General features: G+C 39.9%; 25 protein-coding genes, 1 tRNA gene and 1 other RNA gene. 5 read left to right on the forward strand and 22 right to left on the reverse strand.

Annotation, left to right across the window (positions count from 1 at the left end; all coding sequences use genetic code 11):
• The first annotated feature begins 56 nt into the window (after window positions 1-56).
• The gene (locus tag AC5NT5_RS13860; protein WP_182682398.1) at window positions 57-1,820 is read left to right on the forward strand and encodes a bifunctional lysophospholipid acyltransferase family protein/GNAT family N-acetyltransferase; all 1,764 of its coding nucleotides are present in this window, start codon (window positions 57-59) and stop codon (window positions 1,818-1,820) included.
• Between the two features lie 106 nt (window positions 1,821-1,926).
• Here AC5NT5_RS13860 and AC5NT5_RS13865 read toward each other — a convergent pair whose 3' ends face one another.
• The 3 genes from AC5NT5_RS13865 to AC5NT5_RS13875 all read right to left on the reverse strand — a co-directional run bounded on the left by AC5NT5_RS13865 (window position 1,927) and on the right by AC5NT5_RS13875 (window position 3,452).
• Complete coding sequence (locus AC5NT5_RS13865; protein ID WP_182671536.1) at window positions 1,927-2,631, reverse strand: NRDE family protein; 705 nt, start codon at window positions 2,629-2,631, stop codon at window positions 1,927-1,929.
• Window position 2,632: 1 nt separating this feature from the next.
• Entirely contained in the window at window positions 2,633-3,184 is a 552-nt protein-coding gene (locus AC5NT5_RS13870; protein WP_518528053.1) for a DinB family protein, read from the reverse strand.
• Between the two features lie 193 nt (window positions 3,185-3,377).
• Window positions 3,378-3,452, reverse strand: a tRNA-Arg gene (locus AC5NT5_RS13875).
• Window positions 3,453-3,699: 247 nt separating this feature from the next.
• Between AC5NT5_RS13875 and AC5NT5_RS13880 the strand changes: the two genes are divergently transcribed.
• Window positions 3,700-3,882, forward strand: a complete 183-nt coding sequence (locus AC5NT5_RS13880; RefSeq protein ID WP_002963040.1) for a hypothetical protein — start codon at window positions 3,700-3,702, stop codon at window positions 3,880-3,882.
• A gap of 3 nt (window positions 3,883-3,885) precedes the next feature.
• Here AC5NT5_RS13880 and AC5NT5_RS13885 read toward each other — a convergent pair whose 3' ends face one another.
• From AC5NT5_RS13885 to AC5NT5_RS13895, 3 genes are all read right to left on the reverse strand, one after another.
• Window positions 3,886-4,692 carry a phosphotransferase gene (locus AC5NT5_RS13885; RefSeq protein WP_188162214.1) on the reverse strand — a complete coding sequence of 269 codons (807 nt, stop codon included), beginning with the start codon at window positions 4,690-4,692 and terminating at the stop codon, window positions 3,886-3,888.
• 3 nt (window positions 4,693-4,695) lie between these two features.
• Window positions 4,696-5,313 carry a nicotinamide riboside transporter PnuC gene (pnuC, locus tag AC5NT5_RS13890; protein ID WP_002963042.1) on the reverse strand — a complete coding sequence of 206 codons (618 nt, stop codon included), beginning with the start codon at window positions 5,311-5,313 and terminating at the stop codon, window positions 4,696-4,698.
• A 201-nt stretch (window positions 5,314-5,514) separates the two neighbouring features.
• Window positions 5,515-5,766 carry a hypothetical protein gene (locus AC5NT5_RS13895; protein WP_002963043.1) on the reverse strand — a complete coding sequence of 84 codons (252 nt, stop codon included), beginning with the start codon at window positions 5,764-5,766 and terminating at the stop codon, window positions 5,515-5,517.
• A 100-nt stretch (window positions 5,767-5,866) separates the two neighbouring features.
• Here AC5NT5_RS13895 and AC5NT5_RS13900 point away from each other — a divergent pair, with 100 nt between their 5' ends.
• Complete coding sequence (locus AC5NT5_RS13900; protein ID WP_002963045.1) at window positions 5,867-6,106, forward strand: DUF2960 domain-containing protein; 240 nt, start codon at window positions 5,867-5,869, stop codon at window positions 6,104-6,106.
• Between the two features lie 31 nt (window positions 6,107-6,137).
• Here the strand turns inward: AC5NT5_RS13900 and alr are convergent, their stop codons facing one another.
• The 9 genes from alr to rpsF form a co-directional block, all read right to left on the reverse strand.
• Entirely contained in the window at window positions 6,138-7,217 is a 1,080-nt protein-coding gene (gene alr, locus AC5NT5_RS13905; RefSeq protein WP_494513941.1) for an alanine racemase, read from the reverse strand.
• Entirely contained in the window at window positions 7,217-8,596 is a 1,380-nt protein-coding gene (gene dnaB / locus AC5NT5_RS13910) for a replicative DNA helicase (protein WP_002963050.1), read from the reverse strand. Before dnaB ends, alr begins: the two co-directional genes overlap by 1 nt.
• A 112-nt stretch (window positions 8,597-8,708) precedes the next feature.
• Complete coding sequence (locus AC5NT5_RS13915) at window positions 8,709-9,647, reverse strand: DUF4097 family beta strand repeat-containing protein (protein ID WP_494513940.1); 939 nt, start codon at window positions 9,645-9,647, stop codon at window positions 8,709-8,711.
• Between the two features lie 9 nt (window positions 9,648-9,656).
• Window positions 9,657-10,139: a hypothetical protein gene (locus AC5NT5_RS13920; RefSeq protein WP_494513939.1), complete on the reverse strand. Its 483-nt coding sequence runs from the start codon at window positions 10,137-10,139 to the stop codon at window positions 9,657-9,659.
• Complete coding sequence (locus AC5NT5_RS13925) at window positions 10,126-10,674, reverse strand: RNA polymerase sigma factor (RefSeq protein ID WP_002963053.1); 549 nt, start codon at window positions 10,672-10,674, stop codon at window positions 10,126-10,128. Before AC5NT5_RS13925 ends, AC5NT5_RS13920 begins: the two co-directional genes overlap by 14 nt.
• A gap of 226 nt (window positions 10,675-10,900) precedes the next feature.
• Entirely contained in the window at window positions 10,901-11,353 is a 453-nt protein-coding gene (rplI, locus tag AC5NT5_RS13930) for a 50S ribosomal protein L9 (protein ID WP_002962755.1), read from the reverse strand.
• Between the two features lie 35 nt (window positions 11,354-11,388).
• Window positions 11,389-11,616, reverse strand: coding sequence for a 30S ribosomal protein S18 (rpsR, locus tag AC5NT5_RS13935; protein ID WP_002962753.1), 228 nt, complete (start codon window positions 11,614-11,616; stop codon window positions 11,389-11,391).
• A gap of 12 nt (window positions 11,617-11,628) precedes the next feature.
• Window positions 11,629-11,946 (reverse strand): primosomal replication protein N, encoded by a 318-nt coding sequence (gene priB, locus AC5NT5_RS13940; protein WP_004588456.1) that lies wholly within the window; start codon window positions 11,944-11,946, stop codon window positions 11,629-11,631.
• A 43-nt stretch (window positions 11,947-11,989) separates the two neighbouring features.
• Window positions 11,990-12,331, reverse strand: coding sequence for a 30S ribosomal protein S6 (rpsF, locus tag AC5NT5_RS13945; protein ID WP_002962750.1), 342 nt, complete (start codon window positions 12,329-12,331; stop codon window positions 11,990-11,992).
• A 375-nt stretch (window positions 12,332-12,706) separates the two neighbouring features.
• Between rpsF and AC5NT5_RS13950 the strand changes: the two genes are divergently transcribed.
• A complete protein-coding gene (locus tag AC5NT5_RS13950) occupies window positions 12,707-13,906 on the forward strand; it encodes an alpha/beta hydrolase-fold protein (protein WP_494513938.1) in 1,200 nt (399 codons plus the stop codon).
• Window positions 13,907-14,175: 269 nt separating this feature from the next.
• On the opposite strand, the gene AC5NT5_RS13955 is transcribed toward AC5NT5_RS13950, so the two are convergent.
• From AC5NT5_RS13955 to AC5NT5_RS13970, 4 genes are read right to left on the reverse strand one after another with little or no spacing between them, the layout of a single operon-like run.
• Complete coding sequence (locus AC5NT5_RS13955; RefSeq protein ID WP_494513937.1) at window positions 14,176-15,342, reverse strand: FAD-dependent monooxygenase; 1,167 nt, start codon at window positions 15,340-15,342, stop codon at window positions 14,176-14,178.
• Entirely contained in the window at window positions 15,339-16,526 is a 1,188-nt protein-coding gene (gene ubiH / locus AC5NT5_RS13960) for a 2-octaprenyl-6-methoxyphenyl hydroxylase (protein ID WP_494513936.1), read from the reverse strand. Before ubiH ends, AC5NT5_RS13955 begins: the two co-directional genes overlap by 4 nt.
• 15 nt (window positions 16,527-16,541) lie before the next feature.
• The gene (pepP, locus tag AC5NT5_RS13965; RefSeq protein ID WP_494513935.1) at window positions 16,542-17,864 is read right to left on the reverse strand and encodes a Xaa-Pro aminopeptidase; all 1,323 of its coding nucleotides are present in this window, start codon (window positions 17,862-17,864) and stop codon (window positions 16,542-16,544) included.
• A 28-nt stretch (window positions 17,865-17,892) separates the two neighbouring features.
• Window positions 17,893-18,456 carry a UPF0149 family protein gene (locus tag AC5NT5_RS13970; protein WP_002962745.1) on the reverse strand — a complete coding sequence of 188 codons (564 nt, stop codon included), beginning with the start codon at window positions 18,454-18,456 and terminating at the stop codon, window positions 17,893-17,895.
• A 193-nt stretch (window positions 18,457-18,649) separates the two neighbouring features.
• On the opposite strand from AC5NT5_RS13970, the gene ssrS reads away from it, so the two are divergent.
• A non-coding RNA gene (ssrS, locus tag AC5NT5_RS13975) (6S RNA) lies at window positions 18,650-18,832 on the forward strand.
• 137 nt (window positions 18,833-18,969) lie between these two features.
• Here ssrS and AC5NT5_RS13980 read toward each other — a convergent pair.
• From AC5NT5_RS13980 to AC5NT5_RS13990, 3 genes are read right to left on the reverse strand one after another with little or no spacing between them, the layout of a single operon-like run.
• Window positions 18,970-22,053 (reverse strand): efflux RND transporter permease subunit, encoded by a 3,084-nt coding sequence (locus AC5NT5_RS13980; protein WP_494513934.1) that lies wholly within the window; start codon window positions 22,051-22,053, stop codon window positions 18,970-18,972.
• Window positions 22,050-23,366 carry an efflux RND transporter periplasmic adaptor subunit gene (locus tag AC5NT5_RS13985; RefSeq protein WP_182682388.1) on the reverse strand — a complete coding sequence of 439 codons (1,317 nt, stop codon included), beginning with the start codon at window positions 23,364-23,366 and terminating at the stop codon, window positions 22,050-22,052. The genes AC5NT5_RS13980 and AC5NT5_RS13985 overlap by 4 nt, the downstream gene beginning before the upstream one ends.
• Window positions 23,356-24,771 carry a TolC family protein gene (locus AC5NT5_RS13990; RefSeq protein WP_182682387.1) on the reverse strand — a complete coding sequence of 472 codons (1,416 nt, stop codon included), beginning with the start codon at window positions 24,769-24,771 and terminating at the stop codon, window positions 23,356-23,358. The genes AC5NT5_RS13985 and AC5NT5_RS13990 overlap by 11 nt, the downstream gene beginning before the upstream one ends.
• Between the last annotated feature and the right edge of the window lie 300 nt (window positions 24,772-25,071).

The raw sequence follows: 25,071 nt of genomic DNA on the forward strand, positions 1-25,071 counted from the left end.
TTTTCCTCGGTCTAAATATACACAACAGCTATAAAAATTTAAGAGCATCAACGTATATGACAAAATTAAACCACCCCGTATCAAACTTAAGTGTAGCGGCAATAAGCACCGTTTCTCCTTTGAGTCATATACTAAAAATAGCCGCTCCGCTGCTCGATAGCCTATTGGGCATCAATAAGCTACGTGATATATACCTCTCTAATAATTTATCGGGTTTAGATAAACAAGAGTTTAGTGAAAAGCTGTTAAATGTATTAGGTATTAATGTGCTTGGTGCACAAGGTGTTATTAACAAAATACCAAAGCATGGTCCTTGCATAGTGGTATGTAATCATCCTTATGGCATGATTGAGGGCGTAATTATTGCAAATTTACTCACCCATTATCGTATCGATACAAAAGTAATGGCTAACGTGGGTTTAAAAATATTTAAAGAAATTAAAGACTATTTTATTTTTGCTAACCCACTAAAACCAAAAGCAGCCATTAATACCGGCGCAATAAAACAGTGCTTTAGTCATGTTAAAAATGATGGCTTACTTGTGGTTTTTCCTGCGGGAAGAGTGTCATTTTTTCAATCAGAAAAACAACGTGTAACTGACGGACAATGGAATCGCTTAGCCGCTCAACTAGCTTTAAAAACACAAGCTCCTTTATTGCCTGTATTTATTAGCGGTCAGAATAGCTCAACCTTTTATAACTTGGGGCGTGTTTACTACCGATTTAGATTATTAATGCTAATACGCGAATTACTTAAAATTCAAAAAAGCTCTATTAGCTTAAGCGCTGGTAATTTACTTACACCCAAATTATTAAATAAGTTTGAAAAAACTGACGACATAAACGCACTTGCGCGCTTGCAATGTTACTTAAACGATGAGCGCTTTGTAACGCCTTGGCAAGAGGATAACCAATCAACACAGCTCAAAGCCATTATGCAGGAAGTTGATAAAACAAAAATGAAAAATGAGCTTGCAAACTTGCCAAGCGAGCAGCATTTAGTCGACTTTAAAGGTTACTCAGTTTATTACGGCTACCAAGAGCAAATACCTAATTGCGTTACTGAAATAACACGCCTCAGAGAAATAACTTTTCGCACATTAAACGAAGGAAGTGGCGAGCCATGCGACACTGATAAGTTTGATGCGACTTACATGCATTTGTTTATTTTTGATCATAAAAATGAAGAAATTATTGGTGCTTATAGAATTGGACAAACCGATTTATTACAAAAAAATAGCGACGTGAGCGCCCTTTATTTATCGCAAATGTTTAACTTTGAACCTTCTTTTATTAATCAGCAACAGCCGTGCTTAGAAATGGGTCGATCGTTTATAGTTCAAAAACATCAGGGCAGTTACCATGGTTTATTACTGCTATTTAAAGGGATTGGTGTATTTATGGCGCAAAATCCACGCTATAGGACTTTATATGGCACGGTTTCATTAAGTAAACTTTATGACCCTCGTTCTGTTGCAATTATTGACCATACAATGGTTAATAATAAACAAGGTGTTAGCGCCAATACGCCTTTTAATAATAAGCTTCACCCAGAATTTGAAGACTTTATTAATGACCACGCGTTAAACATAGGCCATGTATCAGCATTGGTTATGGGAATAGAAGAAGATAAAAAAGACATACCAATTTTATTAAAGCAGTACCACAAGCTAGGCGCTCAATTTCATTGCATGGGCATTGATAGCAACTTTAATCACACGCCAGGATTACTTTTAAGTGTGCACCTACCAAGTGCGCCTGAAAAGCTACTTAAGCTCTACCTTGGTGATAAAAAGGATGATTATATAAATCACTCATAATTTTTACCTGCTGTATTAATATAGCAGGTAAAAATTGAGCAAAAAAAGTCGACGCTATTAATTGCGTCGACTTTTTTAGTTATGTAACAGCTATAAAAATATTTAGTTAAGCTGCAGCCACTTTTAAACAACCAATGCTACTAATGAGCTGAGACTGCTTATCAAAATAATTAAAGCGTATAGTGTTACCAACTTTAATATGACTAATACTGACTGTCATTGCATCTTCTCTTAGCATGTTTACGCCATATTGCCCTTGTTCGGCTTTACTATAGTGAAACGCTAAAAATTGCTCGCTTTCAGGATGTCTTAAATCAATAAGTTGCTTAAATTGATGTTTACGCTTTTGTGTCACCGTTTCAAGCTCAACACCTGATGACGTAGCAAGTGGTTCAACTTGGCAGTGGCTTAACTGCTTTGCATCCCACCTAACAAAAACCACGTTATTGTTATTTATCGATAGCCCATCCGGAAAAATACACAACTTAAAAGGCGCGTAGCCCGATAAATCCATGTTTTGTAATTGGGACAATGCAGGGGCTTTATTGCTCAGTAAATGAGGGATTAACAGACCTCTACTATGCTTTACCGCAGTTATATCGAATACACTTTGGTAATCGTTTAATAATGCGAGTGTTTGCCCAAAATGCGATACGCCAAGCCAAGTACCTCCTCCTTGCGGATCAATGGGAAAAATTGCATTGCCCTGGTGCTTACTTGGAGCGACTGCCGTTTGTCGTGTTTTTTTCTCATCACGATTAAAAAATAACTCGTAGCCATCATCAGTTAAAAAGTAGCTCAACGTGCACATTTTAATTTTGCATCGATTTTGGTTGTGCTGGCTGGCTATTTTCTCTTAAAAAAGTAGCTGTACTTGGTGCTAAACCAAAGCTTTTATCGAGCTGCGACTTTTGAGCAAAAGAAATTTGTGAAATCATCGCGTAATGGTGCACAGCGTGACTGCCTACAAAAATAAGCTCTCGCGCAAGTGATGTTGTTACTGTTTGTACATTTTTGCTTTTAATCGAAACTTCGCTTGAAAGTGATAACGGTTTATTAAAATCATCTGGACTTAGCTGTTCAATCCACGATGCTATCTCGGCAATCTTTTTTATTGCAGCAGTTGGAGAGCTTTCAATATCCCCTCCTCTTAAGCGGCAATCATAATCTACTTTTTGCGTGCTAAAGCCGGTCATTAAAGATTGATAATGATCGATAATATGTCGCATATGAGCACCTGCCGAGCTGATAAAATTAGGAGTTATGACTTGGGAATAGTCCTCTTTAGTTACACCTTCAAGATAAGCGTGCCCTTGAGCTAGTATCTCTAATTGACTATTTAACATTGAATCGGTCTTCCTCATTTATCACTAAATTTTATATGCAAAAAAGTACAACATGAATTTTGGATGCTAATTTTGCATTGTATAAATAACTAGAAAGCTATTTTTAAAATTAACTTTCAAAGTTTTTGCAGTAAATGTACTTTTAAATATAAGAGTAATTAATAAGAAGCTAGGTAATATAAAGAGGATAATTAATACATATAAAAGCAAATGGCGCTCTCGGTAGGGATCGAACCTACAACTCAGCCTCCGGAGGGCCACGTGATATCCATTTCACCACGAGAGCACATTTGTTGCCGCCACACCAACTCGCGATATCAGTGCTTTAGCACCCGCAATGATAAAGAGATCTTTAAATAAATACCAGTAAGATCAGCTTATATGCTTATTAATTAAGCTGTTTTAAATAAAACACTTCACAATGACTTAAAAACACGCTATTTATTCATATTCGGTAAAAAGTAGTAACGCTTTAGCAACATTATTACTATGGTTATTGTGATACGAATTGATTTAATACGAGGGAAATAATTATGAGTTTAATGTCTACAGAGCAAACCGCTGAATTTTTAGGTGTAAAAGTTGAGCGTGTAAAGCGTCTTGCTCGCGAGAGTTTACTAATAGCTAAGTCAGAAGACGAAAACGGCGAGCCACAATTTGATGCCGCAGAAGTTGCAAAATATAAAGAATTAGCTGAACGCTTTGGTGGTTTGTAACTTTTATAAAAAAGTATTAGTAACAAGTTTATTTAGCTGCGCACGTAACATTATAGATTTACTAGTTATGCTGCGCTCCTCATACCAAGCAATACACAACACCAAAAAAAACAGCTTATAGTAATTTAGCTTATCTATTGATGGGTAAAACGTACTTGTTTCATCAACGCTATTTTTATAGTTATTTAACAATGTACTTTCGCTGCTCTCATTAAGATTAAAGCTCACTGCAAGAGCTGCCAAATCAAAATATACATCGTTGGTTTGCGCGTACTCAAAATCAATTAAATACATGCCCGAAGCATTTACAATAATGTTATCTTTTACCAAGTCATTATGACAAAAGCCTTCATCAAATTGCATGGCTGCAACTACTTTGAGTGCCTGCTCTATTTGAGGTTTATATTGCGTATATACGCCGGTGCTTTGATAAAAATGCAGCTCTTTAGCTATATCCATTGGCGCAGTAGACACTGTGTAATTGTGCACTTGAGCAAGTTTATTAATAAAGCTAAGCGTTATATCCGATTGCGCTGTATTACCTTCAATATAATTAAATACCGCACGGCTATTCTTTTTATCGAGCCAAACAGGCGCAGGACATATATTAAGCTCACTTAAAAAACGCTGTGCTTCAAGCCCTATGGCTGGCCAATGGCTTTTATAACACTTTAATAAATACCCTTGTTGTTTGGTACGTATTAAAAAATTATCGTTACTAAAACCATTAAGTAGTCGCTCGCTTGAAATAACGCTCGTAGGCTCTATAAACGCACTACATATTTTTACTAACTGATGATGATCAATCATTAATTAAAGCTGAGCTAGCGGCTTAGCTTGGCTTTGTTCGTACTCTTCGTACCAAGTTTTAAAGCCCCACGCTGCCATAATGGTATAAAATATAAAGAGCGCAAGCGTTGGGTAATAGCCTTTTTCATAATATAAATACATGGAAGCTGCATCTATTACAATCCAGTACAGCCAGTTTTCGAGGACTTTTTTAGCAACTAAGTAAGTAGTTACTACGGCAAAACAAGTTGTAAAACTATCAAGATAAGCAAAATCGGCATGCGTATAGTTTTGCATAACGTAACCAATTGTAATTGCAGCTACGGTTGTTAAACTAATTAAAACAGCATGACGGTTTATCGACCACGATGTAATATTTAAATTTTCAGCTTTGCCTTTTCGCCATACAACCCATCCAAACACAGCCATATACATATAATAAAAATTAAGTAATGACTCCATGAGCAATGCGCCATTCCAGTACATAATTGTATAAATGAGCGTGCTAAAAAATGCCGCTGGCCAACACCATAAGCTTTCCTTTATTGCCAATAATAAGTACGCCATCGACAATCCTACCGCAATGTATTCCCAATGCGACATTGCTGTAAAACCGCTTAAGGTTTGTGTTAAAAAATCCATATTATGCAGTTACCGTTTAGTTGTGCAGATTGTTATACCAATCTGCTTATATACGGGGTCTATTTAACGTTAAGGAAATTACGCTAGAACTAGGCAAAAATTTTTGTATCTAGTTGTTCTAAATAAAAAATTTTTAACGACGTTTTAGTGCAATTTAATTCGTTAAATTGATCAAAGATTTATGCAGATTGGTATTATAGATTATTCAGGCGATAAGTCGCCAGAGAGAAACTTACATACAAAAATAGCTTTACCAAATTCTTCATATGAGCGCTTAATTTCGGTATTTAACACCTGCATTACTAAATCATAATCACCAAAAATTTGCGTTGATAGCGTATTAGTAATCACTTTTAAATTTTCGTATTCGTTTAAGCGGTCAATAAAGCCTTTAATAAACGGAATGTAATCTTGGTGAAGTGGATATTTACTGATCTCTACTGATAATTTCATTTTAAACTCTACTTTTTAATTATTTGATTTAAACAAATCATTCAATGCCAGTTCAATACAGTGTAAAATTATACTAACACTCAATTTAACTGAGCTTATTATGGCACGCAGAATAACGTATACATTTAAAAACCAACCGCGCGAAATTAACTTCGCAAAAGATAAATACCACGACATGTATCAAGCTATTGCTGCTGCCGAGGGTATTGATTTAACAAATTACTTAAACATGGTACGCCAAATAGAAATGACCTCAAAAGGGTCTGCTTCTGTTCGTAACTTTCGCGACCAAGAGTTTGCCCGTATGGGCTTTAGCGACATTTACTTTATAAAAGAGTAATTATACCCAATTGGTATACGCTAAAAACTAACTATGGCTGATACTCATAACTTACGCGTGGTGTAATATTACATAATAGCTCGTAAGGAATAGTATCAGCGCACAGTGCTATTTCTTCAACTGGTAGCTCAGGGCCCCACATAGTGACTCTGTCGCCAACTTTAATATTATGCTCATTAGCACCTATATCAACGCTGATCATGTCCATAGCTACGCTTCCTACAATACCATAACGCTGCTCACCAATTATTACCGGTGTCCCCTCTTTAGCATGTCGAGGATAACCATCGCCATAACCCATAGCTACAACAGCTAACTTGGTTGGTTTATCGCTTTTCCAACGACCACCATACCCAACAGCCTCATTAGCAGGCACATCACGCACTGCAATTACGCGCGTAGTTAAGCGCATAACTGGTTTTAATTTGTGTTGCTGCCCAATACTATTTGCCATTGGCGATACACCATAGAGCATAAGCCCAGGACGTACCCAATCGCCATGACCGCTTGGCCAGGCAATAATACCAGCAGAATTTGATAAACAATGCGCTTGGTCAATGCCATTCACTAAATTATCAAACAACGCAATTTGCTGAACCGTTTTACCATTATAAACATCATCAGCACACGAAAGGTGGGTCATTAAATTAACGGTATTTTTAGCGTTAGGTGTGTTTTGTAAGCGGTTATAAAACGCTTCAAACTGCTCTGGCGCAATACCTAATCGATGCATACCTGTATTTACTTTTAACCAGCATGTTATTGGTGCATCTAGCTTTGCTTTTTCAAGCGCCGCTAATTGGTACTCATCGTGAATAATAGTTTGAAAATTGTTGGCGAGCAGAATCGGTAAGTCGGCTTTGTTAAAAAAGCCTTCTAGTAAAACAATTGGCTTTGTTAAGCCCCCAGCTCGAAGGGCAAGCCCTTCATCTATACGTGCCACAGCAAATGCGTCAGCATTATTTAAATGCTGCGCAATCGTTACTAGTCCATGCCCGTAAGCATTTGCTTTTAGCACCGCCATTACTTTGCTGTTAGGTGCAAAGCATTTAACTTGCGCTAAATTATGCGCAAGTGCCGTTAAGTTAATTTCAGCAGTGGCTAAGCGCATTAGTAATCGTCATCAACCGCTGGTCCCGCGTAATTATCAAAGCGAGAAAATTGACCTTGGAACGTTAAACGCACTTTACCAATTGGGCCGTTACGTTGTTTACCTATGATAATTTCAGCAATACCTTTATCAGTACTGTCTTCGTTGTAAACTTCGTCACGGTAAATAAACATGATTAAATCGGCATCCTGCTCTATCGACCCTGACTCACGTAAATCTGAGTTAATTGGGCGTTTATCGGCACGTTGCTCTAGCGTACGGTTTAGCTGCGAAAGCGCAACAACCGGACATTTTAGTTCTTTTGCTAGTGATTTAAGTGAACGCGAAATTTCAGCAATTTCAAGCGTTCGGTTATCAGCAAGGCTAGGTACACGCATTAGCTGCAAGTAATCGACCATGATCATACTAATGCCGCCGTGGTCACGCGCAATACGACGCGCACGAGAGCGAACATCGGTAGGTGTTAAGCCCGAGGCATCATCCACATACATTTTGCCTTTTTCCATCAACAAGCCCATTGTTGATGAAAGTCGCGCCCAATCGTCATCATCCAACTGACCTGTACGTACCTTAGTTTGGTTAATACGGCCAAGAGACGCTAACATCCTCATCATAATTTGTTCTGAAGGCATCTCTAGCGAGTAAATTAGCACGGGTTTGTCTTGAGTCATTGCGGCATGTTCTGCAAGGTTCATCGCAAAGGTGGTTTTACCCATTGAAGGACGCGCAGCAACAATAATTAAGTCAGACGGTTGCAGGCCCGTCGTCATTTTATCAAGATCGGCATAACCTGTACTTACACCCGTTACACCATCTTGTGGCGATTGATAAAGCTCTTCTATTTTATCAACGGTTTTTTCGAGTATGTTATGAATACTTTGCGGGCCTTCCGTACTTTTTGTACGTTGCTCGGCAATTTTAAATACTTTGCTTTCGGCAAAGTCGAGTAAGTCGTGACTAGTACGCCCTTCGGTATTAAAACCCGCTTCGGCTATTTCATTTGCCACGCCAATCATTTCACGTACAACAGCACGCTCACGTACAATGTTTGCGTAGGCATCAATGTTGGCTGCACTTGGCGTATTTTTAGCAATTTCGGCTAAGTAAGCAAAACCACCAATACCTGCAAGTTTATTATTTTTTTCTAAACTTTCAGAAATAGTGATTAAATCTATCGGATCGCCAATCTCAGCAAGTGCCGTCATCGCCTCAAAAATTAACTTGTGCGTGCGGGTATAAAAATCCTGTGATACAACAAGCTCAGCTACGCGGTCAAAAGCTTGGTTATCAAGCATTAAGCCACCTAAAACAGATTGTTCAGCTTCTATTGAATGGGGAGGAACTTTAAGAGTATCGACTTGCTTATCTGGTTTGGCCATAACTTCACAGTAGTAAAATTGAATGGCTCTATTCTATCGACTTGCAGGGGCTGTGCAAATAGAAAAGCAGGAAATCTTTCCTGCTTTTTGTAATCGTGATGGGGAATGAGTGTTATTTGGTACGCAGCTCTATGCGTCCACTAATGGTATCCATTTCAACATTAGCATTACCGCCATTAATGCTAAATTCTAAATCACTGGCTGGGCCATATTTAGCTTTACTGACTTTGTCACTACTGACTTTGTTAATGATTTTACCATTAGCATGGGCTTTAATTTCAAACTTTGCTGATACACTTTGTGGGAAATAAAAGTCGGCATCACCACTTACTGATTCAAAACGTACATCACCGCCTTTTAAAAGCTCGTTAATCTGTACTTCTGCTTCGCCATTGACCGTATTAATACGTAGGTTTTTAATAGCCGATAGCGTAAATTCTATATCGCCATTTACGTTTTCAAGGCGTACATCATTAGCGTTTGAAGTTGATTTAATATCACCATTAACAGCGCTAAAACGCACCTCACCACTTGATTGCCTATCGTTAATTTCACCATTTACGGTTTCAAACTGAATATTCCCGTTTAAGTTCTCAGCGTTCACATCACCATTTACAGTGGTGAGCTTAATGTTGCCAGTAATATCATCTACCGTAATTTCGCCGTTAACCACATCAACTTCTGCGCCGTTTTTAAGCTCCTTTGCAGTCACCGATACATTAACACCAGCAAACTCTAAACTACTGCTTTTAGGCATAAATATAGTTAAGTTTGAGCCGTCACCACTATTGCCCCAATTTGATTTACGGGGCATTTTTACAATAAACTGTGTTTTATCACCACTTGTTTTAAGCTCATAACCCTGTGCTTTATCATCAAGCTCGCCAGATACTTTAAATTCGTTTTTATCCCAGCCTGTAATATGTATATCACCGCGTTGGTTTTCAATAAAAATAGTGCCGCCACTTGGTACGTCTATTTGCTTATCTATTTTTTCACCCGCAAATGCCGCCAGTGGAAATAAGCTCAGTCCTAATAAAATCGCTTTCATATCGTACTCCTAAATGTGCTGCCAACGTGGCGCGTGCACCTTGTTAATTAAATCAAGTTGTTGTTGATATATTTGCGCTAACATTGTCAGTAGCGCTTGGTTTTGTGGTTCGTTTTCAAGAGCTTGCTTTATTGCTTGCTCAGCTTCTTCAAGTTCTTGTAGTTGCGTTTGCCAGTTAGTGGTTAATGCTTCTTTATTTTCGTATTCAACTAACAAACTATTTTTTTGAGCCGAAAAGTAATCACTTATAGCCACTACGGGCTGTGGTTCAGGTGCTATAACAAATATATTAACAGCAATTAAAGCAGCCACAGTACACGCTGCTATTGCCGTTAGTTTTAGCCAAATAATAGTGCTGTTTGGGTTCTGCTTATTATTAACAATTGCTCGCTCAATCCCCGCCCATAAATCTTTTTGTGGCGTAATTTCTTTATCAAGCGTGTTTAATGACTTGTTTAAGTAGTCGTTAAAGTTTGGTTTACTCATTTTCATACCACTCTTGTAATAACTGCCTAGCACGATGATATTGTGACTTACTTGAACCAACAGCCATACCTAATTGCTCCGCGATTTCCTCGTGCCTGTAACCTTCAATAGCAAATAATACAAATACCATACGTGCGCGCTCAGGAAGCCTTACTATTAACTTATCGAGGCCATTTAAGCCTTTGCAGTCGTTAGCTGATTGCTCATCCATACCGCTGTGTTCAATACTTACTACTTTTTGTAACCAGTTTTTTTGCTTGCGCAGGTAACTTATCGCTACATTACTGGCAACACTATATAGCCAAGTAGAAAACTGCGAACGCCCATCAAACAATGCTATTTTATGCCATACCTGTACAAATACCTCTTGGGCGGCGTCTTCGGCGTGTGCTTGGTCTGCTAATAAGCGTAAACATAAACCGTATACTCGTTTTATATGTAACTCATAAAGCGTTGTGTATGCGCCTTGATCACCCGATTTAACACGCTCAATGAGTGCAGCTTCGCACAAAGGCGTTGGTTCGGGTTTAACGTGTAACATCCGTGATGCCGCCTTTTAATTATTATTGTTGAGTTGCTATTTAAGTGTATTGATAAGTTAGACGTAATGACAGTTCGAAAAGGTTTAAAAGGAATGAAAAAATAATTGAATAAAAAGGGGCTTATGCGAGGTTGTATTAAATTGTGCCCTCAACTAATGAAGTTAGCCAAATTATAGGCACAAAAAAGCCGTGCTAATAGCACGGCTTTTTTAGCTTAATTAAAAATTAAGCTTCAGCGATTACGATTACTTTGATAGTAGCCGTTACGTCTGAGTGAACTGAAATTGATACGTCAAATTCACCAGTCTCACGGATAGTACCTAGAGGCAAACGAACTTCTGACTTAGCAACTTCAACACCAACAGCTGAGATAGCGTCAGCGATGTCACGAGTACCGATTGAACCGAATAACTTACCTTCGTCACCAGCTTTAGATACTAATGTAACTTCTGCTAATGCTTCTAGTTTTTCAGCGCGTGCTTGTGCAGCAACTAACTGTTCAGCGATTTTCGCTTCAAGTTCTGCACGACGAGCGTCAAACGTTTCAATGTTAGCTTTAGTCGCAGGAACTGCCTTACCTTGCGGGAAAAGGAAGTTACGTGCGAAACCAGATTTAACTACAACCTGTTCACCTAGGCTACCTAGGTTAGCGATCTTATCTAGTAGAATAACTTGCATGTTTCTACACCTTTTAAAAACTGTTAATCCGCTGCTTACTTATGTAAGTCAGTGTATGGAAGAAGGGCTAAGTAGCGAGCACGCTTAATAGCAGTTGCTAGCTGGCGCTGGTATTTAGCGCTAGTACCTGTGATACGGCTAGGTACGATTTTGCCACTTTCTGTAACATAGTTTCTAAGAGTAGCTAGATCTTTGTAATCGATTTGTTGTACGCCTTCCGCTTTAAAGCGGCAGAACTTACGACGTCTGAAATAACGTGCCATGAGATTAATTCCTCAAATAATTCTTTCTATATGCTGAGCATGCAAAACCAATTGGCTAAGGCCGTTACGACCTTCGTGGCGATTTAAAAAACCACTCACTTGCAATGCCTGCCCAACGTGCAAATGTTGAGTCTGTTGTTGCATTTGCTTTCCACTGGCAACTACCTGAAGCCTCACATAACTATTACGGTTAAGGTCTGCTTCGGTTTGCATCGATTTATGTTCTACAACAAAAATACAATGCGGGATGCCAGCAGGGCTTTGGCTAAACTTGGGAGTTTTACAAACTACCCCAGATATAACCAGCTGATTCATATATGGGCTAACCATTATAATAACTGCTGACTACATGCCATGCTAGGACTCAAAACAATTAAGCAGCTGGTGCTTCTTTCTTCTCTTCTCTTGCAAGAGGAGACGCTTCAGTTACAGCATTTTTAGTACGCATAACTAAGTTACGAAGCACTGCATCGTTGTAGCGGAAAGTAGTTTCTAGCTCGCTGATTACTTCAGTAGGTGCTTCAACGTTCATAAGAACATAATGAGCTTTATGAAGCTTGTTGATTGGGTAAGCCAGTTGACGGCGGCCCCAGTCTTCAAGACGGTGGATAGTACCACCAGCTTCAGTGATAGAACCAGTATAACGTTCGATCATACCAGTTACTTGCTCACTCTGATCAGGGTGAACCATGAATACGATTTCGTAATGACGCATGGATATTCCTTACGGTTAATAGAGCCTTCTACCGTTTCGGCCGGTCGGTTTAAGGCAAGGAATTAATAGTTTAAAAGCCGAAATGAGCGCGCATTTTACGCTTAGACGGATAATTAAGCAAGCAGGTTTTTTAAGCTTTTATAGATAAGAGTTTAAAGGCAATTATTGCGAGCTTCGCTCATCCCGTTAGCAAGCCGTAGGCCTAAAGGAAAAGCTAAACTCGCAGTTTAATATTTATCATATACGCCAAGCTTGCGCGCGTATAAAGCGCAGCTTTGAATTACTTAAGTCTAACACCTGCCTCAAAATATAAGTATTTACTCAAACTTAAAGCCGTGCAATTATTAAGCAATACATTAGTAAATAAGGATATTTATGAAGCTCTTACTATCGCTTGTATTAATACTTACTTTTAGTACACCATTTTTAAGCCACGCAAAAACCAATACAACCGACATAACCGTTGGTAAAAAAGTCATTCTACAATCAAAAATACTTAACGAAGACAGACCCATTAAAATTTTCATACCTGACACTGTAAAAGACGATCAGCCGCTTTATGTTATTTATTTACTTGATGGTGTTGAGCACTTTCATACGGCGTCTGGTGTTATTAAATCCTTAGTTGATTACGAGCAAATACCTAACGCAATGCTCGTTGGTATTGATACAACTAACCGTGTTCGCGATTACTTACCTAAAGTAGATGGTGAACCTAAAACTGAGTTTCAAACCTTTGTAAAAAATAAATGGCCTGATGCTGGGCAAACAGACAAGTTTTTAAAGTTTGTGTCTGATGAACTCATGCCTTACATAAACAGTAATTACTCAACTAACGGCTACAACACCTTAATTGGCCACTCTAATGCAGGTACTTTAGCGCTTTATACTTTAGCTAATCAGCCTGAGTTATTTAATAACTATATAGCTATAAGCCCAAACAGTTGGTGGAGTGATGAAGAATTAAAAAATAATATTATAAAATACACTAAAAATCCTAAAGGCGGTCAATCGCTATTTATTAGTGTAGCAAGTGAAGGGTCACGCTTTTATACAGGTGTATTAAATACTTTAGTAAATTTAGAGCAACAAATGCCCACACAGCTAAAATGGGAATATAAGCATTACCCTACTTTTAGTCATATGGGCACCATACTACCAGCCCTTAGCGATAGCCTAATTAACTTATTTGGCGACCTAATTTTTAGCGTTACTGACGAGCACGGAAGATTTGCTGATGTATCGCTCATTACAGGTTATTACAAAGCACTGAGTGATAAGTACGGGTTTGAGCTTAAAATTCCACAAGATGTATACGTAGAATTTGCTCATAGCCAGCAAAAATTTGGTAACACAGCTAAAGCTGTTACCACGCTTAAACACTTTACTACCCATTACCCAAATGCAGCCTATTCTCACATGCGTTTATCGCAAGGCTATACTGCAAATAAGCAGTTCAAAGAGGCCGTCACCAGTATGAAATACGCATTAGAACTTGCTAAGCAAAACTCGCGAGATCCAATGTTAGTTGATGCGCTCAAGGATATGGTGAATGAAGCACAAAAGAATTTGTAACTGATTTAACGCAAAGCGCTTTTTAGCTAACGATAGTAATTACGAGCTAGGCTCGTCGCGTCAGCAAGCTAAACGCCTACAGGTAAAATTAAGCTCAATGTTAAACTTTACACGTAGACGCTGAGCTTGCTCGCGTGAAAAGCGAAGCTTTTAATATATTTAAAACAACCATAAAACAAAAACCGATGTTTAAATTAAACATCGGTTTTTTAATCAAGCTCACCACTTTACTTTATCCGTTGGGTTTCGCTTCGCTCTTCCCAACCAACTTATTTGCCTATCGCTTCTTTGGCGAATAGGTGTTTTATTGGGCCTAAATTATCAATGAGTGAGAGCCCTACTCCGCGAATAAGTTTTTTAACCGGGTTTGCACCTTCAAATAACTCTTTTAGCCCTTGCATCATAGCTATGTGCTTTTGCGCATCGAGCTTACGGGTACGTTCGTAATCGCGAAGTGTGCGCGTGCTTGCAAACTCTTTATTATTACTTGTTAAAAGCTCAATTAAATAAGCGGCATCTTTTAGGCCTAAGTTCATACCAAGCCCTGCAAGTGGATGGATTGTATGTGCAGCATCGCCAATGAGCACTACTTTGCCTGAAACCCATTGCTGGGCGTAGCGCATTTTAAGTGGGAAAGCTGCGCGCGCACTTTGCACTTCACATAGCCCGCATTGGCCATCTATGGCTGCCATTACGGCTTTATTAAAGGCACAATCGTCCATTGCAAGGAGCTCATCACAGTGGTTTGGGCTAGTAGACCATACTATTGAATGGGTATTTGCATCGCTCAGAGGTAAAAATGCCAGCGGCCCGGTTGGTAAAAACACTTGGCGTGCGGTATTTGCGTGCGGCTCTTTAGTTTTAACAGTCGCAACTAGCGCATGGTGATCGTAATCTTTAAAGCTAAGCGCCATATTAAATTGTTTACGTATAGCTGAGTTTGCCCCATCAGCGGCCACCAGCAGTTTTGCAATAATTGGCTCGCCGCTTTTAAGCGTTATAAATACATCTGATTCGCTTTGATGTATTTGCTGATACTGCGTATCGAACATTAGCGTGGCGCTTGGTTGTTGCTCTAGCTCTTTTATAAGCGCGTAGCGGATAATGTCGTTTTCAACAATGTGGCCTAAATGCTCAAGCTCAAGTTGTTCATTATTAAACGCTATTTTGCCAAAACTGTCGGCATCACGTACGTCCATATGCGTATAAGCGCACGCTCGCTGTGCGATAATTTCGGGCCATACGTTTAATTGCTCAAGCAAGGTTTGACTTGCAATGCTTAGCGCGCTTACGCGCAAACCATATTCGTCAGTTGGCAACACTTGTGTTGGTGCGCCGTCGAGTACAACGACGCTTATATCGGCTTTTGCCAATCCAAGTGCTAGTGTTAGCCCTACGCAGCCACCACCGACAATACAAACCTGTGCTTGCTTCATAAACGCCTACCTTGTTTAACTTGCCCCATTAACTGTTTGGCTAATGGCGCTTTTAATGCGGGAAATAAATCCATCGAGAACAACCCAATACTGCGCCCCAATGCGAGCACTCGCGATGAGTTTGAAAAAAGCCTAACAAGTGCATCGGTTAAACTCATTACGGTTTTTATATCATCACTGCGCTTTTTTGAATATTCACGTGTAAACGCATAGCTGCCTAAATCGTGTTGGCTATTTGCTATTAAATTACTAAGTACTTGTACGTCGCGAAGGCCTAAATTAAAACCTTGCCCTGCAATAGGATGAATAGCATGTGCAGCATTACCAATAACCACTGTACGGTGCGCAGTTAAAGACTCAACTTGCCCGTAAACGAGCGGGTAACTCGTGCGCATGCCTACTTTAGTAAATTGACCACCGCGATAACCAAACGCACTTTGTAGGGCACTTATAAAGTCTTGTTCATTAAGTGCCATGTCCTGTTCAACCTGATCTTGGCGCATACACCATACTAACGAATAACGGTTATTGCTCATGGGTAATAACGCCATAGGCCCGTTTTGTGTAAAGCGCTCAAAGGCATGATTATTATGCCCACCAGCCACTTCTACATTAGCAATAATTGCGCCTTGTTCATAAGGCTGGGTATTAAAACCAAGCCCAAGTAAACTACGTGTTGGTGATTGTGCGCCATCAGCAATAACCAATAGCGCTGCGTTTAATTGCTCGCCGCTTTGCAGTGTGAGTGTATTGCTATGAAGAGTTTGCTCAATGGCAGTTACGCTATCGGGGCACAAAAGCGTAATATTTGACTGCGTTAAACGCAGGTGAAGCGCTCGGCCAAATGGATTAACTTCTACTACGTAACCAAGTGAAGGTTTAGCAAATTCGTCGCAATTAATGTGCGCTTTGCCAAAGTGGCCTCTATCAGACACGCTCACTTTTTTGATTGCTGCGGTGTAAGGGGCATTTTGCTCAAATAAATTGAGGCTTTGTAAATACTCTACCGATTGCTGAGCAAGTGCAATGCTTCTGTCGTCAAAGCTTGGGTGGTAGTCGCCGGTTACTTGATTAGCTTCTACAACGGCAATATTTAACGTGGGATTAGTTTTAGCCACACTTAACGCGCAGCTTGCTCCCGCTAAACCACCGCCAATAATAACTACATCAAACTGCTTAGCCACTTTACTCTCCGAGCTTTATACGTTTTTAGCACTTTGCATAAGTGCTTCTATATCGCTAATTTTTTTAGGTACGCTTAGGGTCAAGTTTTCATGGCCTGTTTCGGTAACTAGCAAGTTATCTTCAATACGAATACCAATGCCTTTATATTTTTGCGGTGCGCTTGAGTCTTCGCTGATATAAAGCCCAGGCTCTATGGTGAGTACCATACCGGGCTCAAATGCACGCTCAACGTTATTTACTTTGTAATCGCCAACATCATGTACATCTAAACCAAGCCAATGCCCAAGCCCATGCATGTAATATTCTTTACATGCACCTTTTGCCATTAGCTCATCAAAGTCGCCGGTTAAAATACCTAAATCAAGTAAACCTTGAGTCATTACTTCCATTGCTAGTTTATTAGCATGCGACATGTAACCACCTGGTTTTACTTCATCAAAGGCAACTTCTTGCGCTTTAAGTACAATATTGTAAAGCGCGGCTTGCTCTTCGCTAAATTGCCCATTTACAGGGAAGGTACGTGTAATATCGGCGGCGTAACCTTGTAGCTCGCAACCGGAGTCTATAAGTACCAGGTCGCCATTTTTTAATATGTCGCTATTTTGCGTGTAATGTAAAATATTGGCGTTATCGCCACTACCAACAATTGTGCCGTACGCCGGGTGCGGCGCACCATTCATGGCATAATGATGATGCAGCTCTGCCTCTAGCTGAAATTCAGTAGCTCCTGCATGTGAAAAACGCATAGCGCGCATGTGCCCTCGCGCACTAATTTCACAGCCTTCTCGCATAAGATCTATCTCGCTTGGCGATTTAAACAAACGCATTTCATGAATAAGGCCGCGTATTTCTTTTAAAGTACTCGGTGCTTTGAGGCCTTTTCGCGCACCACTTCTAAGTGTGCCTAGTAACGTAAACACTTTGGTATCAAATGAAGGATAAGCACCTTGTGCAAAATAAATCGCATCTTTTTCATTTAGTATATCGAGTAGCTTATCGTTTAATTCACTTAGTGGGTAAGCTTCATCAAACAAGTAGTCACTTTTAGCTTTATCAAAGCCAACTCTGCGGCCATGCCAAATTTCTGCAAGCTTGTCTTTATCTAGGCAAAATAAAGTACTGGGTGCATCGCTGTTGTTACATAGTACAAGTACAGCGTCGGGTTCGTTAAAGCCTGTTAAATAGAAAAAGTCGCTATCTTGTCTAAATGCATATTCGGTATCGCGGCTACGCGTCACTTCGCTCGCAGCGGGAATAATAGCAACGCTATTTTTATCCATTTGCGCAAGTAAACGCTCACGGCGTGCTTTAAATTCTGACTTTTGTACTTCAACCATTATTAACCAACCCGTTTAACTTTTTAAACTAATGAAGTGTTTTTTTAGTACTTTGCGTGTTTTGCTCTTTACCAAGCTCTGCAAAACAAAGTAGTGCTGATACGCGCACATATTCAATCACTTCGTGCAGCGCTTGGCTGTCTTCTTCGGTTTCTTCAAAAGTGGTATCTAGGCGAGTGATTTCGCTAAAGTCAGTAATAACCTCTTTAACATCGCTTGATAACTTACCGTAATCTTTTTGCTTTAAGCCAAAACCAAGCATAAACCCTGCTACCCATGATACGAGGCCATTAGCCTGATCGATGAGTGTTTCGTCATCGTTTGGTAAAAATAAATCAAACTGAAATTCGTCATCATTAAAGCTCGCAACTACTTGCTTATAAATAGTGCCAAAAAATTGCTTTAAATCGTTACTAAATGATTCACCATCGTTAAACACATCGCTCAAAAGGCCTAAGTATTCTTTGTCGTCAATGGTTAAACCACACGCAAGTAAACCACTAATTACACCATGCGCTTCGGCAGGTGATACAAATATTTCGTTTTTTTCTAAAAGCAGTTGAGCTTTTTCGTAATCGGGTAAATCGTTCATAATCGAATCTTCGCTTTGCAAGTTAAGGCAATGCTACCACTCGATAAAAAGCAACTCCAATTAATTGTATGATCAAGCTCAAAAACCATGCGATAAAGTAAATGACGAGTTAAAGGTGCGGGAAAACTAAGCGAACGGTTTAATTTTTTACGTTTGGGGTTTAAGGATTGGATTATGTCTTATATACTTAAATTGTTCCCTGGGGTACCGGAGCTTGGTTAAGTCCCTGAGCCGATAAATTTTATACTAGGATTTCTGTTCGTCTACTATTGTGCAAGCTCGGCATGTACCGAGAAGCCTACGGTAAACCGCAGATTTCCGCCCTGAAACCTTCTGGTTTCAGGACTGAAACCGGGTACCGTATCTTGGGGAACACCTTCTTATTTTTATACTCCCTCTTATTACTTATTCATTTTTTTGCTATACCTTCGTACATTATTTTTATAATTTTTGGCAAAAAAAAGCTGCAAGCAATTTCTTACTTACAGCTAAATTTTAAATGCTTACGCTTATTTACTTAAACCAACCTTGAAAGCGCTCCATCATCATGTAGTTTATTGGCACTAACAATAAAGTAATAAAGGTCGCAAAAATAATCCCAAACCCTAAACTTACCGCCATAGGTATTAAAAACTGCGCTTGAGTCGCTTTTTCAAATAATAACGGCATTAAGCCAATAAAGGTCGTTAAACTTGTTAGCATTACAGGGCGAAAACGCGATGCACCTGCAAGTTTAACTGCATCTAGTAATTTGCCGCCTTCACTGCGCTTTTTATTGATAAAATCAACTAGTACAAGGGAGTCATTTACTACCACCCCAGTTAAGGCGAGCATACCAAGCAAGCTCATAATGGTTAAATCCATACCCATAATCCAATGCCCGACTACAGCACCTATCATGCCAAATGGAATTACACTCATTACTATAATTGGCTGTAAGTAAGATTTAAGCGGTATTGCTAATAGCGCATAAATTATGAAAAATACAAACACAAGTGCCCAAGCCAATGAGCCAAACGACTCTCGCTGCTCTTTAGCTTCACCTTCTAGTTTGTAATCTACTCCAGGATATTGCTGCATTAACTCATCTAAATACTCCGTTAGGTCAGCCTGAAGTATGGTCATGTTGGTGTTATTTTTTTCGATATCCGCTGTTACATTTAAAGTACGGTAGCGGTCTATTCGGTTAATAGTTGACGGGCTTTGCCCTGCGGTAAGGGTTGCAACATGCGATAACGGCACCGAACCACCAGTAGGTGTATTGATGAGTATATTTTGTAAATCGGCAACTGAGCGGCGCTCGTCTATAGGTAAGCGAACCATTACACGTACATCATCACGCCCGCGCTGAATACGTTGGACTTGCGAGCCAAAGAACGAGTTACGCACTTGACCTGCAACATTAACTCTATTTAAGCCCAGCGCTAAGCCCTGCTGCGTAAGCTCTATTTGTAACTCTTCTTTACCATCAGACATGCTATCTGCAATATCAAATACCGTTGGGTAGGTCGATAAACGGGTTTTAATGTGATCAGCCACGTCTTGTAAAATAGTCAACGAAGTCCCGCTAAGCTGAACATCAATTGGGTCAGAACTTCGGCCAATTTCAGCTCTAAACGTTAAGCTTTCAGCACCTGGAATGACACCAATTAAATCGCGCCATTCGCTGGCAAGCTCTCTTGATCCTATTTCTGATTCACGCTTTTCAGCCGGTGTTATTTCAAAGCGTACAGAACCTGAATTAGATACACCACCGCGCCCACCTGTTGTGGCTAATATATTTAAAATAATGCTTTCACCTGTATCTGGGTCGCGGTATTTTTCTTGTAATTGCTGCGCCTTTTGCGACATATCAATTACGTATTTATTAGTGACTTCAAATGGCGTACCTGTTGGTAGTGTTAAGTTAACGCGGACTGTTTCGCTTGGTATACGCGGGAAAAATACAAACTTAGTCCAACCACTAGTGATCATGGTTAAAATTATTATAAACACACCAACAAACAAACTTACCGAAGCCAATTTATGGCGCAGTGCTAAATTTAAAGTGGGTTGGTAATATTTTAAAATCGCGTTTTCAAATCCATCTGCAAAACGCTGTTGAATAACATCAAACTTTGAAGGTTCGCCTTTTTCGTGGCGTAGTTTTATATATTTTAAATGTGCGGGTAGTACAAATTTAGATTCAATCAATGAAAACAATAATACCGGAATAACCACTACCGGTATTTGTGCAAACAAAGCACCGCGCGCCCCTTCAATAAAGGCCAAAGGTAAAAAGGCGGCAACGGTAGTTAATACACCAAATGTTACTGGTGTTGCGACTTCTTGAGTACCTAAAATTGCAGCTTGCTCGCCCGACTTAGCTGTCTTTAAATGGGTATAGACATTTTCGCCAGTAACTATGGCGTCATCAACAACAATCCCAAGTACTAATATAAAGCCAAATAAGCTCATAATATTAAGGGTTACGCCAAAAATAGGCATCGCTATAAACGCGCCCATAAACGAAACCGGAATACCAATAAATACCCAAAATGCAATTGCAGGGCGTAAAAACAAAGTAAGTAAAGCAAGTACTAAAATACCGCCTTGTAGGGCATTGGTCGTTAGTGTGGCAATTCGACTTTTAACCAGCTCCGAATCATCATCCCAGTAACTTAGTTCAAATCCTTGTGGAAGGGAGCTTTGTTGCTCTTTTATGTAATTTTTAACTTCGTCAGCAACAGTAATCGCACTTTGCGGACCAATTCGATATACGTCGATAAATGCAGCCTGCTTACCATTAAAGCGAGTACGTACTGGGGTTTCTTCAAAATCGTCTTTAATTATTGCAATATCGCCTAAACGAATAATCGTGCCGTCAGATTGGTTTTTAACAACAATATTGGCAAATTCATCTTTACGATATGCTTGCCCTTTAGAGCTTATAAGTACGTCCCCACCTTCAGTTTTCAAGTTACCAGCAGAAATATCAGAGCTTGAATTAGCAATGGCACTCGATATTTGTGCAAGGCTTAAATCGTACTGACGAAGAACGTCTTGGCTTACTTCAATGGCAATTTCGTAATCACGAACACCACTTAGCTCTACCTGCGTCACATTTGGTAAGCGTAGAATTTGATCGCGTACTGTTTCTGCATATTCACGGGTTTCTTTTTCGCCGTAATCACTTGATACGGTAACCGCGATAACTTCGCGAATTCGCTCAGCAAGCGCGACTATTGGCTTTTCAGCATCGGCTGGAAAGGTGTTAATTGCATCTACACGACTTTTAATATCAGCTAAAAGCTCACGCGGGTCGTAGCCCGTTTCAACTTCAATTGTTACAGAGCCTGAGCCTTCAGAAGAGCGGCTAAATATTTGCTTAATACCTTCTAAATCTTGTACGGCTTCTTCTATACGAATTGTTACGCCTTGCTCTACATCCTCTGGTGTTGAGCCACGCAAACTTACGTTCACGCTTATCATGTCGGTTTCGAATGAAGGGAATACTTCAAGCGGTATTTTAGTCGATAAACTAAAAAGCCCCGACAGCAGCAGTGTTACTAGCAATAAGTTAGCTGCAACATGGTTTTTGGCAAACCAAGCTATCATGGCTTATCTCCTTGCTTTGCTGGACGGCGTTTTTTTAACTCTTCAACACTAATACCAAGCTCTTTTGCTTTTTGTTCAAGCTGCTCTGGAGTCGGGCGCTTTCCTTTACCTTGCCCATTCGCTCCACGGCTTTTAGGTTGATCTGCGCTTTGTTCACCTAAAATACTTACTTGAGTTCCTGAACTTACTTGACCAAGTGGAGTAATAACAAGCTTATCATTTGCGTTTAAACCGGTTTTTATCATCGCCTGAGTCGCATTTTGCCAAGCTAGTGTGATGTCTTTGCGCTTTAGTACGTCATCTTCAACAATGTAAACGTACGTTCCTTGATAAATTGTACTGTTTGGAATTATAAGTGCGTTAGATACTGTTCTGCCGGTAATTTGCGCTTTTATATACTGCCCAATTTTTATTGGGTACTGGTTATTTGCTGTTGCTTTATACGGGTCATTAATTTTAGCAACTACATAAAGCTGCTGTGCGCCTTCATCTATAGCACCTTCTGTGCGTGCTAATTGACCTTGCCACGTTTGCTCACCTACTAAGTCAGAAGTAAATTTAACAATTGAACCCGCTTGGTTTTTAGCACCATCGCGATACTGCTCTGGTAAATTTACAAATGGGAGATCTTTATTTTTAATTGGTAAGCGAATCTCAACGCTATCGATTGCGTAAATGGTAGCTAACTGTGTGTTGTTAGTAACAACTTGCCCTAAATCAACACTGCGGCTAAGTATACGTCCCGCATATGGTGCCGTTACTTTAGTGCGCTCTAAATCAAGCATCGCTTTTTCAAGTGCAGCCTGAGCCGATAAGACCTCAGCTTCAGCGGCTGCTAGTTGTGGCTCTCGTAGTACTAAGCTGCTTGCTTGATTTGAACCGCCAAGGCGCTTCCAATCGGTAATAGCTTGTTGCCCACGCGCTTTTTCTTCTAGTAAACCTTGCTCTGCGGTTAATAAATTGGCTTGAGCAGATTTAACTTCAGCCTGATGGTCTCTGTCGTCTAGTTTTAAAAGTACATCGCCTTTTTCAAAAAAACCGCCTTCTCTAAAGTCATCACTTACTTCAATTATTTGCCCAGATGCCTGAGCCACTAACAAACTTTGTGTACGTGGTTTTACCGTACCGTAGCTGTCTATCATAACTTGATAATTTTGTGGTTTTAGCTCAAGCGCAGCCACACTTATTGATGCCTTAGGAGGTGCCCCAAAGCGTTTAGCCTCTGGTGGATTCCCCTTAATAAACATAACAATTAAAATTGTGGCAACAATAACCACCGCTGGAATAATAATTTTTGCTGTTTTAGTTTTCATCGTTATTGCTCTTTAGTTCACTTGAGGGCTTTGCAAAATCACCACCAAGGGCAATGTGTAGGTTAATTCTATTGGCTATTAATTGGTTTTTAATATCGATTAAGGAGCTTTGCGCATCGAAAGAGCGATCTTGGGCATCAAGCACTGTCGTGTAAGTTACCAAGCCACTTTGGTACTGCTCAAATGACAATTGCTCTGCAGCAAGTGCGTTTTCTTGCGCTTCAAGAGTACTGCTATATTGCGCTTTAAGGGACTGCTGCTGCGAAATAGCATTTTCCACATCACCAAATGCGTCATAAAGCGTTTGCAAATAAAGCTGCTCTTGCTTTTGAGTGTTAAGACGCGCTATTTCTTCGTTGGCTTTTAAGCGCCCACCTTCAAAAAGTGGCGCTGAAATACTACCTAACAAAGACCATGCAAGGCTTGATGGAGAAAACAAGTCGCTTACTCTGTCGGTGCTATCGCTTAATGAAGCAGTTAAATCTAAACTTGGAAAGCGTTGTTTGTGCGCATATGCCAATGATGCATCGGCTGCTAAAAGCTCATACCAACTTGCACGTAGAGTAGGTTTTCGCGTAATAAGTTCAGAAGGTAATCCTAGAGGAATATCGGTATTAATAACAGGTAAGTCACTACTAGCAGTAATAGCGCCTTTTGGGTATTCACCAAGTAAACGCTCAAGTGAACGTGCTGACGCCGATAAACTCGCTGTTTGAGTGGCAATGCGAGAACGTTCATTATTAAGCTCATTACGCGCTAAATACACATCGAGCGCTTCGTTTATGCCTTGGCGATAGCCAGCTTCAATAATATCGAGATTTTGTTGTGAGTTGGCTTCGCGACGTTTAAATAAATCCAGTAATTGCTGCGCCGTAACCACATCAAACCAACCTGTTACCACATCAGCAACAAGTTGCTGTTTAGCTTGCTCAAACCGTGCCTGCTGAGCTAAATAGTTAAGATTAGCTTCGCGCTTGGCGTCAGAGAGCTTACCCCATAAATCAACCTCGTAAGTTAAGTTTAAACTAGCTGAGCTTGCGTTGTCGTAACTTACAGGGCGGTTGTCTTTACTACGGCTTGTACGTGTTGATAAATCGAGGCTTGGCCAAAGTGCAGCGCCCGAGACTATAAGTTGCTGCTTTTGAATTTCAACATCATAACTCGTTTGCAAAAGCTGTTGGTTATTTTTAAGTGCTTGTTGTACAAATTTATTAAGCGTAGGATTTTGTAATTGTGTAAGCCATTGCTCTTGTACTTTTAATACTGAGCTTGATGCTTCTTGCTGCCATTGCTGAGGCATATTATTAGGCGCTTGCATGCGCTGCGACGAGTTTAAATCACTCGCACAGCCGCTGAGCAGCATCACACTAATTGCCAGTAGGGTTGGCTTGCATTGCCAAATCATAATTAAACCTAAATTACTGCTATTTATGAACGTAATTCAAGCACTTTGGCAAATTTTGCTCAACTTACTTTACATAACATTACATAGCTAGCGATGAATTAACATAATAGCCAGTTATACGGTAAAAATGAGTAAATGATCAGCAATTTTTAATACTAAAATTAACTTTTTGTAATGTGTTTAAGAGATTAACTATACAAAAACAAAAAAGCCCCGCTATAAGCGAGGCTTTTAAATAAATGGTGCCGACTAACAAAGTCGATCGGGTAACTTATACAGACTACTGATTACAAGTCAGTT

Source organism: Pseudoalteromonas sp. J2K-J599 (genome assembly GCF_059295115.2).

Coding starts and splice junctions, on each gene's coding strand:
- AC5NT5_RS13955 (WP_494513937.1), bottom strand. CDS start 15,342: ATGAAGCAAGCACAGGTTTGTATTGTCGGTGGTGGCTGCGTAGGGCTA.
- rpsR (WP_002962753.1), bottom strand. CDS start 11,616: ATGGCACGTTATTTCAGACGTCGTAAGTTCTGCCGCTTTAAAGCGGAA.
- rpsF (WP_002962750.1), bottom strand. CDS start 12,331: ATGCGTCATTACGAAATCGTATTCATGGTTCACCCTGATCAGAGTGAG.
- AC5NT5_RS13895 (WP_002963043.1), bottom strand. CDS start 5,766: ATGAAATTATCAGTAGAGATCAGTAAATATCCACTTCACCAAGATTAC.
- AC5NT5_RS13920 (WP_494513939.1), bottom strand. CDS start 10,139: ATGAAAATGAGTAAACCAAACTTTAACGACTACTTAAACAAGTCATTA.
- AC5NT5_RS13865 (WP_182671536.1), bottom strand. CDS start 2,631: ATGTGCACGTTGAGCTACTTTTTAACTGATGATGGCTACGAGTTATTT.
- AC5NT5_RS13900 (WP_002963045.1), top strand. CDS start 5,867: ATGGCACGCAGAATAACGTATACATTTAAAAACCAACCGCGCGAAATT.
- alr (WP_494513941.1), bottom strand. CDS start 7,217: ATGCGCTTAGCCACTGCTGAAATTAACTTAACGGCACTTGCGCATAAT.
- AC5NT5_RS13985 (WP_182682388.1), bottom strand. CDS start 23,366: ATGAAAACTAAAACAGCAAAAATTATTATTCCAGCGGTGGTTATTGTT.
- pepP (WP_494513935.1), bottom strand. CDS start 17,864: ATGGTTGAAGTACAAAAGTCAGAATTTAAAGCACGCCGTGAGCGTTTA.
- pnuC (WP_002963042.1), bottom strand. CDS start 5,313: ATGGATTTTTTAACACAAACCTTAAGCGGTTTTACAGCAATGTCGCAT.
- rplI (WP_002962755.1), bottom strand. CDS start 11,353: ATGCAAGTTATTCTACTAGATAAGATCGCTAACCTAGGTAGCCTAGGT.
- AC5NT5_RS13970 (WP_002962745.1), bottom strand. CDS start 18,456: ATGAACGATTTACCCGATTACGAAAAAGCTCAACTGCTTTTAGAAAAA.
- AC5NT5_RS13915 (WP_494513940.1), bottom strand. CDS start 9,647: ATGAAAGCGATTTTATTAGGACTGAGCTTATTTCCACTGGCGGCATTT.
- AC5NT5_RS13885 (WP_188162214.1), bottom strand. CDS start 4,692: ATGATTGATCATCATCAGTTAGTAAAAATATGTAGTGCGTTTATAGAG.
- dnaB (WP_002963050.1), bottom strand. CDS start 8,596: ATGGCCAAACCAGATAAGCAAGTCGATACTCTTAAAGTTCCTCCCCAT.
- priB (WP_004588456.1), bottom strand. CDS start 11,946: ATGGTTAGCCCATATATGAATCAGCTGGTTATATCTGGGGTAGTTTGT.
- AC5NT5_RS13925 (WP_002963053.1), bottom strand. CDS start 10,674: ATGTTACACGTTAAACCCGAACCAACGCCTTTGTGCGAAGCTGCACTC.
- AC5NT5_RS13870 (WP_518528053.1), bottom strand. CDS start 3,184: ATGAGGAAGACCGATTCAATGTTAAATAGTCAATTAGAGATACTAGCT.
- AC5NT5_RS13990 (WP_182682387.1), bottom strand. CDS start 24,771: ATGATTTGGCAATGCAAGCCAACCCTACTGGCAATTAGTGTGATGCTG.
- AC5NT5_RS13950 (WP_494513938.1), top strand. CDS start 12,707: ATGAAGCTCTTACTATCGCTTGTATTAATACTTACTTTTAGTACACCA.
- AC5NT5_RS13980 (WP_494513934.1), bottom strand. CDS start 22,053: ATGATAGCTTGGTTTGCCAAAAACCATGTTGCAGCTAACTTATTGCTA.
- AC5NT5_RS13880 (WP_002963040.1), top strand. CDS start 3,700: ATGAGTTTAATGTCTACAGAGCAAACCGCTGAATTTTTAGGTGTAAAA.
- AC5NT5_RS13860 (WP_182682398.1), top strand. CDS start 57: ATGACAAAATTAAACCACCCCGTATCAAACTTAAGTGTAGCGGCAATA.